Annotated in this window: 10 protein-coding genes and 1 pseudogene; 6 read left to right on the forward strand and 5 right to left on the reverse strand. The window is 32.1% G+C overall.

Annotation, left to right across the window (positions count from 1 at the left end):
- Positions 1-2,773: 2,773 nt before the first annotated feature.
- The gene (locus AC1DMU_RS28780) at positions 2,774-3,523 is read left to right on the forward strand and encodes a MerR family transcriptional regulator (RefSeq protein ID WP_064472957.1); all 750 of its coding nucleotides are present in this window, start codon (positions 2,774-2,776) and stop codon (positions 3,521-3,523) included.
- Between the two features lie 25 nt (positions 3,524-3,548).
- On the opposite strand, the gene AC1DMU_RS28785 is transcribed toward AC1DMU_RS28780, so the two are convergent.
- The 3 genes from AC1DMU_RS28785 to AC1DMU_RS28795 all read right to left on the reverse strand — a co-directional run bounded on the left by AC1DMU_RS28785 (position 3,549) and on the right by AC1DMU_RS28795 (position 6,693).
- A complete protein-coding gene (locus tag AC1DMU_RS28785) occupies positions 3,549-4,997 on the reverse strand; it encodes an FtsZ/tubulin family protein (RefSeq protein WP_088062799.1) in 1,449 nt (482 codons plus the stop codon).
- A complete protein-coding gene (locus AC1DMU_RS28790) occupies positions 4,997-5,431 on the reverse strand; it encodes a hypothetical protein (RefSeq protein WP_064472955.1) in 435 nt (144 codons plus the stop codon). Before AC1DMU_RS28790 ends, AC1DMU_RS28785 begins: the two co-directional genes overlap by 1 nt.
- Before the next feature lie 575 nt (positions 5,432-6,006).
- The gene (locus AC1DMU_RS28795; RefSeq protein WP_088062800.1) at positions 6,007-6,693 is read right to left on the reverse strand and encodes a hypothetical protein; all 687 of its coding nucleotides are present in this window, start codon (positions 6,691-6,693) and stop codon (positions 6,007-6,009) included.
- Between the two features lie 538 nt (positions 6,694-7,231).
- Between AC1DMU_RS28795 and AC1DMU_RS28800 the strand changes: the two genes are divergently transcribed.
- From AC1DMU_RS28800 to AC1DMU_RS28810, 3 genes are all read left to right on the forward strand, one after another.
- Positions 7,232-8,782: a replication-relaxation family protein gene (locus tag AC1DMU_RS28800; RefSeq protein ID WP_215559127.1), complete on the forward strand. Its 1,551-nt coding sequence runs from the start codon at positions 7,232-7,234 to the stop codon at positions 8,780-8,782.
- Complete coding sequence (locus AC1DMU_RS28805; protein WP_476941678.1) at positions 8,754-11,828, forward strand: type IV secretory system conjugative DNA transfer family protein; 3,075 nt, start codon at positions 8,754-8,756, stop codon at positions 11,826-11,828. The genes AC1DMU_RS28800 and AC1DMU_RS28805 overlap by 29 nt, the downstream gene beginning before the upstream one ends.
- A 171-nt stretch (positions 11,829-11,999) precedes the next feature.
- Positions 12,000-12,590 (forward strand): SUKH-4 family immunity protein, encoded by a 591-nt coding sequence (locus tag AC1DMU_RS28810; RefSeq protein ID WP_097890071.1) that lies wholly within the window; start codon positions 12,000-12,002, stop codon positions 12,588-12,590.
- Positions 12,591-12,730: 140 nt separating this feature from the next.
- Here AC1DMU_RS28810 and AC1DMU_RS28815 read toward each other — a convergent pair whose 3' ends face one another.
- The gene (locus AC1DMU_RS28815) at positions 12,731-12,889 is read right to left on the reverse strand and encodes a hypothetical protein (protein WP_001183576.1); all 159 of its coding nucleotides are present in this window, start codon (positions 12,887-12,889) and stop codon (positions 12,731-12,733) included.
- A 103-nt stretch (positions 12,890-12,992) separates the two neighbouring features.
- Between AC1DMU_RS28815 and AC1DMU_RS28820 the strand changes: the two are divergent.
- Both AC1DMU_RS28820 and AC1DMU_RS28825 read left to right on the forward strand, forming a co-directional pair.
- Positions 12,993-13,260 (forward strand): annotated as a pseudogene (locus AC1DMU_RS28820) (CD3324 family protein).
- Positions 13,261-13,396: 136 nt separating this feature from the next.
- On the forward strand, positions 13,397-14,206 hold the full coding sequence (locus tag AC1DMU_RS28825; protein ID WP_476941679.1) for an alpha/beta fold hydrolase: 810 nt from the start codon (positions 13,397-13,399) through the stop codon (positions 14,204-14,206).
- A 119-nt stretch (positions 14,207-14,325) separates the two neighbouring features.
- On the opposite strand, the gene AC1DMU_RS28830 is transcribed toward AC1DMU_RS28825, so the two are convergent.
- Positions 14,326-16,023: a helix-turn-helix domain-containing protein gene (locus tag AC1DMU_RS28830; RefSeq protein ID WP_306008755.1), complete on the reverse strand. Its 1,698-nt coding sequence runs from the start codon at positions 16,021-16,023 to the stop codon at positions 14,326-14,328.
- Positions 16,024-16,708 lie beyond the last annotated feature (685 nt).

Consider the following 16,708-nt stretch of genomic DNA (forward strand, 5'->3'; position numbering starts at 1 on the left):
GAAGGGCTTTATGTAATCACTAGAAAATAAAAAAATTTACAAGCTATAATAAGAATATACTAAAAATTCTAAATTTAATCAAATAATCTCCAGATTTTATTAAACTCCACACCATAATTATACATGAGCATCTCACTCCTTAACCCCTTTTGGGCTCTTTGAAGCAAGAACTTCTTCAGAATCAGATGCTATTTTAGCAATCTATATTTACCAAGCTATAAGGATCCCTGTTATTAACGGTTCATTAATGTTTCTCTGCTGAATTTTTTTGATACAGTATATTCCCTACTAACCAATTAATTGCGCTATTAAACGCATTACAGTTTACCATAATGTATTTTTGTAAACAATCATATAATTATCAATCTCATGTCAATATCCACAGAAAATCAATACATCTTCTCCACATTTGACATTGACATATCAAGTGAAATTAACATGTTAAATGAAACGTGCCAACTTTATCACTAGTATTCATCGATTAACATTAACAAGCGGATACTTATCAAAAATGTTTATACCTATCTAAACTTCAAGATCTATACTAGTTGAACATTAGTCCATTGAAACAGATTTTACGGAAGTATGTTAATTAATAAACTAGCATTGAAAATATTTCAATGCTAGTAAGATATAAAAAGAAACAACATAAAACTATCAATCTCATGTTGATACCGCTGAAAAGATAACTGATTTTTTATCCCATGTTTGTTATTAACATGTTAACTAAGATTAACATGTTAAGTGATTATTTTCTTTTGTTATCAACATCATTCTGATTAAAGTTGACATGACATTGACAATATGGTGTTAAAAAGAAGAAATGTTTATTTATTTCAAGATTTCAAAGTCCATATCGGCTGGATTTTGTCTTCTGTGGTAGTTTTCTCTAAGTGAATCTAGTGTCAATTCATCCTAGAAAATGTTTCGACACTATCAAAACATAGCTAAAAATTCAATTGAGTAATAAATGATGACAGCAATTCAATGATTTTCATCCTTTATTTATCATTGACATATAGTTAAAAAACAACACATAGAAAGGAATACTATCTGTATTGTTAATCTTATATCAACAATTTGTATTTAACATTAACAATTAAGTAGTTGAAATACGCAAAAATACAGATCTCGAAGACCCAAAATCTATATTGGTTAAAAATTTATCTACCACAACAGATTTCTATCGAAATATCAAAAAACACTCTAAAAGTACTATAATCGTGATAAGGAACTAACAAAAATTCCATATAATTGATAGTTTCTTATTAGTAGCACCCAAAAAATCAATAGTTTTCCCTTTATTTATCATTAACATGTAACCTGAGATTGACATGTTAAGTACCTATTTTCTTTTGTTATCAATATTATTCTAATTGATATTGATATGACATTAACAATACGGCGTCCAAAAAGAAGAAGTGTTTATGGTCTTCAAGATTTCAAAATCTATATTGGTGAAAATTTTCTTCTGTGGTGGTTTGCTCGAAGTGAGTCTAGTGATGATCTATCCTAGAAAATGTTTTCACACTATCAAAAATCAGTTAAAATCTAATCATAATAATAAATGACGACAGCAATTCAATGTTTTTCATCCTTTGTTTATCATTGACATATAGTCTATAAAGTTAAGCGTAGAGAGAAATGCTATCTAAATTGTTAATGTTATATCAACAATTTTCGTTTAACATTAATATGACATTAACAATTAAAAAGTTGAAGCGCGCATAGAAGTAGATCTGAGGATTTCAAAATCTGCATTAGTTAAAAATTTATCTGCCACAACAGATTTCTATCGAAATATCAAAAAACACTCTAAAAGTACTATAGTTATAGCAAGAACTTCATACAATCAATAGTTTCTTATTAGCGTCAAAAAAATAACAGTTTTCTCTTTATTTATCATTGATATATAACCTGAGATTGACATGTTAATAGAGTTTGTTGTCCGTTAATACTAGTGTCATATCAATTTATCATTAACGCGTATTGACATAACATTAACAATTGTTGATTCTAACGTTGAGTATATACATACAAATAGAGTTTTAGATTCTATATCTATTAAGAGACCTTTTTTATAGCAAAATCCCCCGGATAAGTCGGGAGGATATCATTCTTGAAGGCATTTTGATAGTAGCCAAAAATAATAAATCGCTTTTTATTACTTCCGATCTAAAAGTAGCAATTGTATGAATCAATTTTGATTATATAGAGATCCCTTGTAAAGGGCGGTGCCTCCTATAAAAAATGAGTTTATATTAAAGTAATTCAATAACCTTCATGTGCATTCTAAAGACCTACTGAAGCCAATAAACTATACATTTCTTAGCTTTCTACTACCGATTATCATAAATTATAATAAATATAGCCCTTTCTTTATTATTAGTATGGGCTTTTTGTTCTACATTTATACATACTTTTTAGCTTTTAAGTCTTTAAGTTTAATGCTATATCCTTATAATTTATTTACAAATCACTAATATTTTCTTATCATTAATATATTGTAGACTAATTTGTTAATTTCATAGCAACAATAATCATTAATAACTAACGGATTATCAACAGGACATTAACAATAGTTAATTCAAAAGCTGATTTATCAACTTCATGTTAACAAGTGATGCTTTATATATCAATGACACATTTCATGTGAATGTCAATCAACAAAGGTATTGAGGTTTATATCGCCGAAAGATACTTAACATGTTAATCTCATTTTATATGTTAATTACATTTTGCTATGGCCATTATATTTCAAGGAGGTATAACGATGATTGAACAAGATAACAAAAATACAACTGAACATATGGAGTCCAATAATACAAACTCTAGTCATGAAGATACTTTTGAAAAAGCTTGGCGAATAACAGAGTTTTCTAAATTAGTAGGTCGACATCATAACACTGTATACAATTGGTTCAATATCCTAGAAGAAAAGGGGTTACACGGAACATTAAGAACCAATAATACAAACGAAAAGTTATATAACACACTGGATTTAGACATAGCTTTATTTATCAAACTAAAAAGGGATGAAAAGTGGTCGCTAGATGCAATTATTGAGCTTTTACCACATCAATTTGAACTAAGACCTGTTTCTCCAGAAAATCAAACCAGTGAAGTCTCATCCCAATTAAACATGCAGGAAGCTGCAGCGACTATTGAAAAAATAGTAGAACAAAAAATTCAAATGCATTTACAAAACATTGAATTAGAGTATCAAGGAAAGTTCGAAGATGCTATACGTGCGGTGCTACCTGAACCAGAAGACCCTGAGAGGTTAAAAGAGCGCCAAAGACAAGAAAGACTAGATAATATAATTATTCAACATAGAGCGCGTACAGAGTTAAGAAAACAAGCTGAAAAAGAATGGAATACACAGCCAGAAGAAACTCGTATTAAAAAAGTGGGTTGGTTTAAAAAAGAGGAAGATCTTGCGAGAAAACAACTTTTCATAGAAAGCTATATTGATGAGAACATGATTGAATACATGCAAAATGTAATGAAAACAGAAAAATAAGCCTGGAAAATTCCAGGCTTATTTTTTATTTTGTTCCGAACATCTTATCAGGATCCATAAATGCCGCTAATTCTTCATCATTTAGCTTTTGCGGTTCTTCATCTTTCTCTGGTTCTAATTCAAAGTAATCACCAAAGTTAATATTGAAATCATCGTCCGAGTCTTGCGCTTCAATAGTAGTAATTTGAGACTTTGTATATTGAATTTGACTTTGTTTTTCCTTAAATTCATTATATTCTTCTACTAATCCTTTAGATAATCGAGATGGTAGTGCATCTGTCTTATAGAAAGTATACACGCTACCCATAAAGTCATTTTTACTAACTAAATAACCATTAAAAACAGTTCCATTGATTGGTAGTTTATTTGTTACTTCTACTTTTGCATCATCCATAAATGAATCATCAAGGTTCTTCTGTTCATCTAAAATTGCTAACATCCCAAAATGATGTACCTTTGATGCCTCTAAATCTCCATTTTCATTTGTCTTCATCAGGTCAATAGGGTGATGGAATGAGCTTCCTTTCAATGATTCTGAGAACATATCTACAATTTCTTTACTGTTTTCAATTTGATTCATATTACGTGAAACCTTATTAATTACTAAACAGCCTGTTCTTTCTAGTAAAATTCGTTTAAAGTCCTGAGAATCTAGAATTACTGATGTTCCTGAACCGTTTGCAGCTGTATTTAACTCATGAATAATATCTCCAATACGCTGATTTGCATAGTCTCGTGAGTTTCCGATGCCTTTTTTCTCATTCTCGTTTAATCCCTTAAACTCATCATAGAAATGTTGGTTATCTGCAAATACAACAAATGCAACGCCTTTCGCTGGATCATTAGCTAACTTCCAAATTTCTTGTGAAAATTTATTCACCTGTCTTAGTACATCCGGCCCATCTGCTCTAACTGGAAGTGTAACCACAATACCCATTTTAATAAAATCTTTACGTTCAATTGCATTATTGAAAGCAATTCTTGCATACTTTTGTTGATTTTTGATTAATTCTTCTCTAGGAATTTTCATTGCCATACTTTTCAGTTCTTCAGCAATTACAGGTTTATTATGAAAAGCAGTGAATTCTTCAATTGCTTGAATAATTGTAGATGTACCTGTACCACCACCTAAACCTGCAAAAAATAGCACTAACTCATCAGCTGGTCTGACACGTTCCGTTATAAATTCTTTTAGTTTATCCTTAGCTTCTTCATTAGATTCTAACACCTTTACAGCACGCTCAGGATTCTTACCCAAACCACCTAATTTTAGTGAAACTTGGTTGCTCTTTGGCACGTTTTTCAGTTCTGCTAAATCCCCATCATTACTATTCAATGCTAGGCAATTATAAACTGCTGTACCGTCTGTATGCTTATACTCAGCAAACTTATCTACCATTCTAGTTCCAGCTTGACCAAAACCAACCATAGTCATTTTCACTGCTACTTCGTTTTTCAGAAAGTTTTTTGCCATTATTTTATCTCTCCCTTATTCTCATTACTTTTTTTACGTTTGCTTAATTCAACTAATACTTGCTGCCCCCTAATAGTTGAAATTAAAAACTTATACGGATGCATAATTTTTTCTGTTATTAATGACATTGAAGCTAAAGTAGCAACACTACCTTCCGCTGATCTTCTTGAAATGTTAGTTCTTTCAAGTTCTAATGAATAGGATTTACCCTTAGGTTTCTTTACTCTCCTATCAATAACAACACTTTCTACTATCTCATTTATTGAAATACCTCTCATATATTTTGTTTCTTGGTATTGTTTGTTTACTTGAGATCCTATGTAATGAAATACATTGTAGAGTATTTCGTCTTCTTCAATAATGTCTGCAAACATTTCCACAACTTCTTCAGTAAATTTGTTTTGTTTATATTTTTCACTTAATACCTCGTTCAAGTTGTTCCCCCCTTAAAACGTTGGTTAATTATTCCTAAAAATATATTACATCATTGCAAGACGTATATCAAGTCATTATATATAAGACTTATATCGAGTTGTTATATATAAGGCTTATATAAGATTCACAAAATGTAAAATTGAACTAATGTCTTATATACCAACAATAATTATATAAGACGTACATGAAAGTCGTTTATATAAGCAGTGAACAAAACATGTTAATATCAGGTTTCATATAACTAACAATAACTATTAAATTATAAATATGGGTGCAGTATTTATGTATATTTTTATCTAGAATTATAATTCCGATATATAATACTTCCAAAATAACACTCTATTATCATGGCCATTAGATTTATACGTCTTATATATACGAACTACATATAAGATGTGTATAAAAACACTTATCATTAAAGGCTTTATATACTTTCATATTAATTTCATGTCAATAAAATATTACCAAGAAATTTCATACATCCTATTTGAAAGACTTATATAAAAGACTTATAAATAAAACGTGTATATAACCCTAAAAAAAGAGTAATACTTCTTGAGTATTACTCTTTTAACTATATAGTTTTATATAAAACCCTTAGTTTATTAAACAGATCTTTATGATCCCGCTTCTTTTTTAATAACTCATTTTTCTGTTGGTTGTCTACAGAAAGGAAAGGGGATGTCAATGTCATGTTATATGTAGTTATTTCTTTTATTAATTCGGAAGTTATTTCTGAGATTTGTAGGAATAGCACATAAAATTGTGATTCATTTTCATTCATTTGATTCTCTTTGAAATTAAGTTCTACAAACTTGTCAGTATAACTTGTCAATTTCATATCAATATAATCACTATAACTAACATGTAAGGTCATGAAGCGATTAAACTCAGATGAACTAATTAATTTCTTTGTTAAGCATAGATGCACTAAATATATCCTATATACAGCTTTAAATGAAATAATATATTTAGTTCTTTTTTTTCTTAATTGGATGTATTCACCGTATCTGTTAATTAAATATCTTAATTTGTTAGATTTTATCCTTAATATTCTACTAACTTGTGAAGTATTGTAAATTTTATAAGGATCTAGAGCTGCAAACCGTAATGGAATTATCTCATATTCATTATTTAATGTGTTGGTTACCTTGTTATAAAGAAAGTCTGCTTCAAATTCACTTTGTATTATCTTTGTTATTAACCCATATTCTGTGTTCCAATTCCGCATTTTTTCACCCCTTAAATCAGATTGTAACATGCAAAATATGAAATATGCACAATTTTCATTTACTTTATTATGTTTATTTACTTATTTCTTTTATGATGTAATTTTTCCTTCTGATAAATAAATACCTCTACAGAATTAAATGCAATTCCGTTTAATATTTAATTTCATCTATACAAAAGTATATTCACTGTACATTTTATCTATTTTTGATACTCTACACGTATATGACGGAATACATATGTCGAACCCTTTTTTTATCATTAGAGTTCGTCATATGTCCTCTTATCACTGTCGAAATACATATGACGAACTCTGATAGCAAATTTTCACTTGATAACATTGTATTTTATTACTCACACCTGACGAAATAATATGTATCTTTAAACCAAGAGTTCATAGGGGATAATGGGTTGTTTTTTTGCAATCTTCAGCTAAAATATACACTAATCACTTTTATGTACTGAACTGCTTAATTTATCCAACATTAATTACTTTCATTACATGACAATTGCACTCGATTTTATGCAAGTTTCCGTATATTATTTCCATATCAAGGGAGTGTTTAAAATTGAAAAAATCATTTGATCATGCCGTTAAATATATCGTCGGAGAGAATGATCGTGGAGTTTATTTTAATCGTTCTGATATTTTTACAGTTTTATTTTTATATGAACAACGAACAGTATCTCAAATTCAATTACGAAAATTTTATGAATTGATACGTGGGGAGCCTATAAGTCGAACTACATTTTCATCCAAATTAACTAAGTGGGCTAAAATGAAAGTAATAAAAAAAGAAAATATAAGTGTGAGAAAAAAGCGTGGCTTCACACTGGATTTCGTTTCTATCGCTTCAAAGGGAGCAGAAATATTATATCGTTTAAAATTAATTACTGATCGCAATACCTCGTTTGTTACCAAAAGGCAATATGAACACAATATAGCTATTACACAATTTGTGCTAAATCTACTTGAAGCAGAATCCCAAAATGAACATACCGGTGCAATTGTAGGTGGTAACGGCGATTATCTTTTTCCACTAAACTCAATTGTGAAGCAAAACTTACATTTACCCAACCTAATGTATTCTGATTCAAATGATGTTTACTTCTTATACGAAGATGAAGAGTATCGCGAAATGTTTCAGCCAGAACTTCAACCCGTTTCCTTCCAACAAGATTTACCTCAACTCGTTTATTCATTTCGTCCATCTAAAGAGTTTTATCCAGACTCAAAGGGAAACCCATTAATCATTCCTGATTGGGTTCTTACATGTAACGATTCTATTATCAATATTGAAGTTGATACAGGAACAGAAAACATTCCATTTCTAGAAAACAAACTGAAAAAATATCTTGATATCGCTGCTTCTAATCCGTCTAAACCGTTTTACGTGTTATTTTCAGTAATCGATGATTCCTATCACACAATTTCTACCTACAAAAAAAGGACTACACGTGTAACAAATTTAAAAAAAGCTTTCAGCAATATACCACGTTTAAGTGTAGTGAATAACCTAGATGTTTACGTATGCAACATGGGTGGATCGGAACTTGTAATAAACAATATTCTTCAAGAAATTCGCGAAATTAATAGTTTAAGCAAAAGTCATCTGCTCAAAAAAATCACAGAACGTTTGAACATAAATTCTTCTTTCCCTTATTCGGTAGAGTGGATATCTAATAAAAACGAAATGCAAGCGAAAGGGATTCAGCATTCTAAACTACTTGAGCTAACAGAAGACATTTTGGTATTACGAAAAAAAGCACCTGATGAAGAAAAAAAATCTTTAGATTACTTAGAAATATTGTATATATTAACAATACTTAAGGTAGGGGAGGTTAACACACACTTAAAATTACAACAATTATCAGGATTGTTGGCCATGCAAAATCAACACCGAACACTAAACCCAATTAAAATTTTGGGGATATATGAAGCGGATGAATTAGAGCATGGGCAGCAAGCCATTTTTACTGATCTGTATCACAATTCCATAGCACCAGAGAATATATTATTGGCTACTTCTGCTGAATTGCTTAATTTCACCGCTGCTTTTTATTCGTTAAAAGAGAGGGTGAAACAAGAATTTGGAGAATGCAGTTCAAAAGAATGCTGAACTCAATAATGCACCAGGTAATGGGGAGGATCCAAAAGCCGGAAAGAACAAAAAAAATTCCTATACAGTTACAATCGATCTTACAAAAAGCTGGAAATATCGTTTAGCAGCCCGCTCATCTTACTATGTTGTGACATTACTACTTCTGCTAGCTTGGTATTTTGCGTTTAGAGGAATTTATAAATATGCTTTTTTCTGGTCAATACAAATGGGGGCTCCATTACCTACTTTAAGTATCTTCGGTAATCCGTTTGAAACTAATTATTACATTGAAACCTTTTTTAGCTTTTGGATTTTAATTTATACTTGGCAACTATCAACCAAAGTTAAGACCTATCAGGAGATAAAGCGTAGATGGTTTATTTTTTCGATGATGTTAATTGGTATAGTTGCCCAGTACTTATGGGCGTTTAGTGTTCCATTAGCTAAGATATTTATTCCATTCTTACATTCGAAAGCTGGAGAAGTTTCACTAAATGACAAAGGATTAGAGGATACTATACTTTCAAATTTTAGTAATATCATGCACCTTGTATTTGCTATACCTGTAATTATTATTATTCTCGTACTCTTATGGCTCTTTAAGATTTTTTATGAACATAAAAAAGAGCTTTTAGATGAATTCGGAAAATGGGAATACGTATTTAAAATACCTGGTTGGATGCTTTCCTTTTTGAATGATGATCGTCAACGAAAACTTGCTACTTCATTACACAAGTTTTTCACTGAAAAAAACCCATCAAAATTGCCAGACCCTGATATCTTTCTTGGTCCTAATAGTGCAACACGGGAAATGGCAGTTATACAGGGTAAGTCTCTAACGCTTAATATAATGATCATCGGTAACATTGGTACAGGTAAATCAGCTGCACTTGGTTTACCAATTGCTAATCAAATTCTTGACTATATGGCTTCAAAGATTAATAACTTTAAAACCTTATATGCAAGAAAAGATTATCATTCAGAGGATGTAAAAGGAACGCAGGTAAATGGTCTTACAGTTATCGAGCCATCTAATGACTTCTGTGAAAAGGTATATAACTTGGTATTGGCACACAAGATTCCCGAAAGTGTTATTTTCTATTTAGACCCAACAAATCCTGATACCCCTTCAATAAATTTCGTTCGTGGTCCAGTTGATAAAGTCGCTGAGATGTTATGTTCAGTATTAACAGGGCTCTCTGATAATGGAGCAGGAAATCCTTTCTTCGTTCAATCTGAGCGTTCCCATCTTAAACAACATATTTACTTGTTAAAACTCCATGATTCAAAATTTGAAGCTAGATTTGAACATTTAATTGATATGTATAATAATGCTAATCTCGTTTTTGAGATGCATCTCAAATTAAAAGAACGACTTCCAAATGATATTGAATCTATTCCAGATAGAGATGAACGAAACCATTGGCGCATAATGAAACAAGTAGATGAATGGTTTGATTTAAATTATGTTCCCGAAATTTCTGGTGGCCGTGGGGGAGGGGAAGTTGTTTATCATACTGAAGGGAAATACTATGGGCAACCTAAGATTATTGATAAACAAGAAACCTTCGTTCGTGGTTTACGAAACACATTAAATGATATTTCTGCTCAACCTCTGCTCCGTCGTGTTTTATGTGGTCCATCGAATTTTGATTTTGAGAAGCATTTGGAATTTGGAGGTATTCTGTTAGTCAATACAGCGAAAGGGGAACTTTCTGATCTATCTGATGTATTCGGTAAATTGTGTTTATATGCCGTACAGAATGCTGTTTTCCGTCGTAAGCCTAACATATCTCCTTACCATCCTGTTTTAGTCGATGAGTTTGCGGATTACATTTATAAAGCATTTAAAAGTTTTCCTGCTCAATCACGTAAATATAAAGCACCTTTAATTGTTATTGCACAAACAATTAGTCAATTGGCAATTGAACATGGCCCAAGATTCATGGATATCCTGTTAGGAACATTTCGTAACAAACTTGTTTATGGTGATGTTACTAATGAAGACGCTAAATTGTTTAGTAAGCTAATGGGTACGAAAACAATTTATGAGGCACGTGAAGGTGATCAAGAAATTGATATGGTAACAGCAGAAACGAAAACACAAAGTACACGTAGAACATCCTACTCTTATTCGAAAACAGAAGTACCCATTCTTTCTGAAAATGATATCTTAATTCAAAAAGCATTCCAGTGTGCGGCTAAAATTGTAAAAGATAATGCTCCTCAAGGAGGAATACAAGTAAATGCAAACTTTGTTCCTGCCACTGAGTTTAAAACAGCTAAAATTCAAGTTGATGCAGAAGCAGCTGCTTATTGGCTAAAAATTCGTGAAGAATCATTAAATGCGGAAATTAAATATGAGGATTATGTCACAGATACAGATGTTGATAGTGAAGAAACTGTAATTGAGGAATTGAGTACACCTAAAACAGCGCCTACTGCAATAGAAGGTTGGTTACAAACGTTAAATCCTGATACTTACGATTTTTATAATAATGAAGATGTTACTGACAATGAAGGTGAGCTAACAAATAATCAGTCTGTTCAAGATTACTCAAGAAATTCTGCTCCTAATCTAGAAAAGGAGGACACTACAACATCAATTGCTACTTCTAATACAACAGAATCCGCAAAAATTAATAAAGTAATGGATGTTCAAAAAGAAAATGTACCAGATACAAGTAAACATAGAGAACCTATTGAACTTAACACCAAAGCACCAGTTATTACTGAAACTCCAATAGAAGTGCGAAGGGCGAAGCATACACCACAATATAGAGAACCTGCTTACACATCAACTGTTACCCATAATCAGCAGGAACAGGAAATTCAACGAACTGCAGAAATCAATGGTAAAAATACAACATCTAACTTAACAATGCAGTGGTTACAACAAATGGCTGCTACTGTTCCTCAAGATGATGAAAATACATTACCTTTAGATGAAATGGAAGGTGGCTCTCGTCTTCACAATCGTAAACTAGCAGAAGTAACTCCAGAAAGTGCGGCAATTAAGGATAAACTCAGTCAATATATCGAAGGTGACATTAATCATGATTGATACATTAAGCATATAACGAATATTTCTACTGGTAAAAAGGTGTGGGTCGTAAACTCATACCTTTTTATTATTTCATATGTAACTTCCCCCAAGGAGACCATTTCTTTATGCTAAAATTTAATTAAGTTTGTGAAGAACCAGAAAATGGATTACATAATAAGGGTTGGAGGAATGACAGTGGAGATTGCCAAATTAAATTTGCCCATGGATAGTATGCACTTTTTACTTAATCATCAAATTAAAGGAAATGAATTCGAATGTCTCAATGTAGAATTTTACACCTATTCAAATGGTTTTCTTTTAGATGTAGTGGAATGGACAAAACAAAATGATTTTTCTTTATCGATATTGGATAAAGAATATACTAAAGCATTTTTAGCGAGTTTAGAGAAGTTTAAACCATACCTTGTTATCGGGAGTAATATGGATTCAGGTAATCTAATTACTATCTACCAGCCCACAGGAGAAATATATGAGCTAGAACATGAAATTACGGAAAGAGTAGAAAGATATTTTGTTAATTCTTCTATAGAGAAAATGCATTCCTGCTTCAATTCCTTTAAAAAGTATTGGGTTCAGCTAGTAGAGCAGGGGCACTACAAAGATTGTGATCTAATAAGGACTTTTCATGATTTGAAGAACAAATTAGTGGAGTTTGATACTAACATATTAATAAATGATGATAACTACAATAGACAATTTTGGAATTCCTTATATCACGGCAAGTTAAACTTCTTTTTGAAAAAGTCAAACAAAATATAGATTATTTCTAATGGGGATACTTCGTGAAATAAACTTTATATGAAAGTAAAAACGATTTTTTAAGAAACAAAAGCCGTTAATGGGTTATCTCCTTACTGTTTAAAACATTCACTAAATAAAAAACAGTAAGGAGTGGTTTCTTAATCCCGCATTGCACCTGCTTCTCGGGAAGTCATTGCGCCTTGTCCTTCTCTTACATCATTTTGAATTTCTTGTTTCACTTTTTGTGCATCAGTTTCTGCAAAATTTGGTTTCATAATAGAACCAGACGTTTCTATATCTTTTTTATCCTGTTGCATACAAACCCTCCTGACTTTAACATTTGCCAACCTTATTATGTACAAAAGTACACATGATATCCACCGAGTAATCGAGTGCGTTTATGGATTAATACGGACAGATATGAAGTTGGCAGAAAGGGGCTATTTAAAAACAACGGCTATTTTACCTAAAAAGCTGATATTAGAAATTCAAAAGTATGTTCCAGGAGAAACAATATATATTCCTAAACCTAAAACCTCTCATCAGAGACGGGGTATACGTTCTGGGACAAGAAAGCTGATCGATGACAGAAATGCTTCTATTAAACGGTAGAACGATTAATCAAATAGCTGATGAATATCACCTCTCCATTGAAACAATCAAAAAATTGTCTACTCTAAATAAATAAAAAGGATACACTTATGAAATGATGCTCATTGTTTTTTCTTATGGCGAATTTGTTTCTTAGTCATTTCCTGCATTTTATATCATTCGCCAATTGTGTAATGTTAAGGGAAATGACAGAAGAAAGGAAGGATGTACAAATGAGGATAGTAAAAAACGGAACATTGCAAGTACTTGGAGCAAGCATCTACTATGAGGTGCGTGGCTCAGGTCCAATTCTTCTTTTGATCCATGGTGGGGGTGGTGATGCCGACAAGTTCCATAATATCGCCGACCATCTTGCTAAATGGTATACCGTTGTTACTTACGATCGTCGTGGTCATTCCCGTAGCAACCTCGTCAATAAAACTGAGGATTATCATGTGCACACACATAGCGAAGACGCTCACCTGCTGCTAGCTAATCTGACCAATGAACCGGCTTATGTATTCGGAAGTAGTTCTGGTGCTGTCATCGGACTTGATCTGTGCATACGCCATCCTGAGCAGGCACAGTTACTAATCCCACACGAGCCGGTTTTATTACAACTTTTACCTGAAAATGAGTTGAAGCAGGCTATAAATTTCATGGAAGACCTTAAGACAAATCATCAAAGTGAGGTCATAAAGTTATTGTCAAATATTGATGATAGCAATTTCGGACTATCAAAGGATACGCTAACAGAGCGACTACTCGGTAATTCGACTTATTTCACTGAGTATGAAATCCCGGGGATTCTCAGCTATACTTTAAATATCAATGCATTAAAGACCCCATTAAAACCTACATCGATACAGGTACGTCCAGCCGGCGGAAGTACTTCACGAGAATTTTTTCCTTACCATTGCGCAGTCAACTTAGCAGAACACCTCGGAACAGAATTCGTAGAGTTTCCCGGACACCATGTGGGCTATAACACAGCGCATCATAAAGAGTTTGCTGAGAGGTTACACGACGTTCTTGAGAATTAATCAGGAAACGTATCAATGGGTAAGGTATGAGCACAATGGCGCGTATAGATATCAACAGCAGAATATGAACAAACTAAAAAGAAGCAGTTACCTCTCCATTTAAAGGTATCTGCTTCTCTTTACATAGACTCTATAATCATTTGTCTTTCATACCACTTGTTTAGCTTTTCATTAACACTTTTTGAAATACGCTTCATTTTGTTATTACAGAATCTTGAAAGCGTAGCAGGGGATAAACCTATTTCATCTGCTATCTCACGCATTGTTTTATTTTGATGCATATGCTGATACATAATTTTTTCTCGTATCACATCTTCTGATCCTTGAGGAGTTTGTTTTACTGTCTCTGCAATATAATGATCCTCCTGCTTCTCTTGCATACCTATTACTTTTTTCTTTACCATACTATCTATATTATCCATCAATTCTTTTGGTGGTAAGATAATGATTCCTAATTTGGAGTAGTAATTCTTAAACCAATTACGTTCTCCTATCCTTGTTTCATCCAATTCCTCTGCATACGCCCAATGTGAAATGACACATTCTTTTTCTAAATCAATTAAAACACTTTCTAGTTGTTCACGAATTCGAGTTGGGCGACCCTTTGTAGTTGTAATACCCATTACAGATAGTAGACCTTTTTCCCCACCAATGGAGTATGGTCTTTTTAAAGTACTGTATTGTTGACGGATTCGCCACTGCCAGGATAAATAACGTATTAAACGTTTATGAAACTTGTGTCTATAGCTATTATACTCTAATGCTTTTTTCGATAATAAAGCAGTTGTGCTATTAGACCCATACAAATAGCCCGATAAGAAACTACCTGGTTTAATCTTACAGGATTCTATCCCCATATATTCATTAGTATTCTTATCTCTCCATAACACTACAGAGTCCAGTACGAATAGTCTCTTGATTACTTCACGTTTTACTTCAAATTTTTCCCCAGTTTCAGCTTGATCGTTCAATACTACAACTTCATTATCATCATTCAAATAAATAAAGATGCTTGCTAACGCTGCAATACGTTGTGCTACCTTTATCTTATCTTCTGCACGATAATACTCTACACCGTTTGCTGATGCTTTTGGCATATTACATAATTCCAATACATTCTCATAACTAAAATCTATGAATTCATCTGGAGATTTAGCTTGATTTAACCATTGTATTGTAATGGTATCCAAACAATCTGCTGTAAGATCATCCATATTACTAATTACTCCATCAACCAATATAGACCATCTTTCTGCTTCATTTGTATTCACTAATCTCAAATCCTCATCTTTATGTGAAGATAGTTGTGCAACTCCGCTTGAATTTTTTGTTTCTAATGGCAGTACCGTTTTTGCTGCTGCTTCATCTTCTTCAAACTGATTTTTTGCTATTCCATCACGTAATTGATAGTACATTGCGTCATTTGATACAGGATAATATTCGTCAGGTATATCTGCTATATACTCTTTTATATGACCATGTTCAGGATTTAAAATTTGAGTTGGTTCAACTGCTTCAAACTTTTCTCCAAACTCTTGTTCAATGATTTTATCTAATACATTTTGAATCTCAATTTTATATTTATCTAGATTCGCATAAATGTTCAACAACGATATTCCTTGTTCTTGTTTCTGCCCCAGCCAAGAAACAAGTGTTGAGAATGAAGGGGATATATTAGCTGATGTTACTAATTTATCGTGATTCTCTTGTACTTCGTTATAATATTTTTGCCATTTGGCCCATAACTGCTTATTTTCTTCATAGATTGGAGCAGCAAGTAGGAGGGCATCACTGAACAATACTAATACTTTCTCCATATTTAAGTACCTCCTAACAATGTTAATAACCAATATAATATAAATCCTAACACTATGAAACCTCATAGCTATATGATGGCTACATAACCTTTAAGTTGAAATGTTATCTGAATAATCCGCACAATTGTTGGTTTTTACTCTTTTTATTGTGGATCATTTAAATTCTCTTTACTTGTCTTTAATTATATAAAACTGCTTCTATTTGTAAAATCACTACTTTACAATACAATTTCAATTTTTAAAAGTAAATTAGTTAAATACACTGATTTTTTGCTTAACGACTAGAAACTTGTTACTTTAGGTCACAACTTAAATACGCCAGCTGCTTCTTACTTGAAACTGCATAGCTTTATCATGGCTATTAACTCTTATTTGAAACTATATAGCTTTATCGTGGCTATTATTTCTTACTTGAAACTATGTAGCCTTATCGCGGCTATTACTTTTTATTTGAAATTATATAGCCTTATCGCGGCTATAAGCCCTTATTTGAAATTGTATAGCTTTATCGTGGCTATTAACTCTTATTTGAAACTATATAGCTTTATCGTGGCTATAAGCCCTTATTTGAAATTGTATAGCTTTATCGTGGCTATAAGCTATTACTTGAAACTGTATAGCTTTATCATGGCTATTACTTCTTATTTGAAACTATGTAGCCTTATCGTGGCTATAAGCTATTACT

Source organism: Bacillus sp. 01N45, assembly GCF_056399205.1.

Bases quoted from the DNA above. Each gene is read 5' to 3' on its own strand.
- AC1DMU_RS28830 (WP_306008755.1), bottom strand. From the start codon at position 16,023: ATGGAGAAAGTATTAGTATTGTTCAGTGATGCCCTCCTACTTGCTGCT.
- AC1DMU_RS28825 (WP_476941679.1), top strand. From the start codon at position 13,397: ATGAGGATAGTAAAAAACGGAACATTGCAAGTACTTGGAGCAAGCATC.
- AC1DMU_RS28815 (WP_001183576.1), bottom strand. From the start codon at position 12,889: ATGCAACAGGATAAAAAAGATATAGAAACGTCTGGTTCTATTATGAAA.
- AC1DMU_RS28810 (WP_097890071.1), top strand. From the start codon at position 12,000: ATGACAGTGGAGATTGCCAAATTAAATTTGCCCATGGATAGTATGCAC.
- AC1DMU_RS28785 (WP_088062799.1), bottom strand. From the start codon at position 4,997: ATGGCAAAAAACTTTCTGAAAAACGAAGTAGCAGTGAAAATGACTATG.
- AC1DMU_RS28795 (WP_088062800.1), bottom strand. From the start codon at position 6,693: ATGTTACAATCTGATTTAAGGGGTGAAAAAATGCGGAATTGGAACACA.
- AC1DMU_RS28780 (WP_064472957.1), top strand. From the start codon at position 2,774: ATGATTGAACAAGATAACAAAAATACAACTGAACATATGGAGTCCAAT.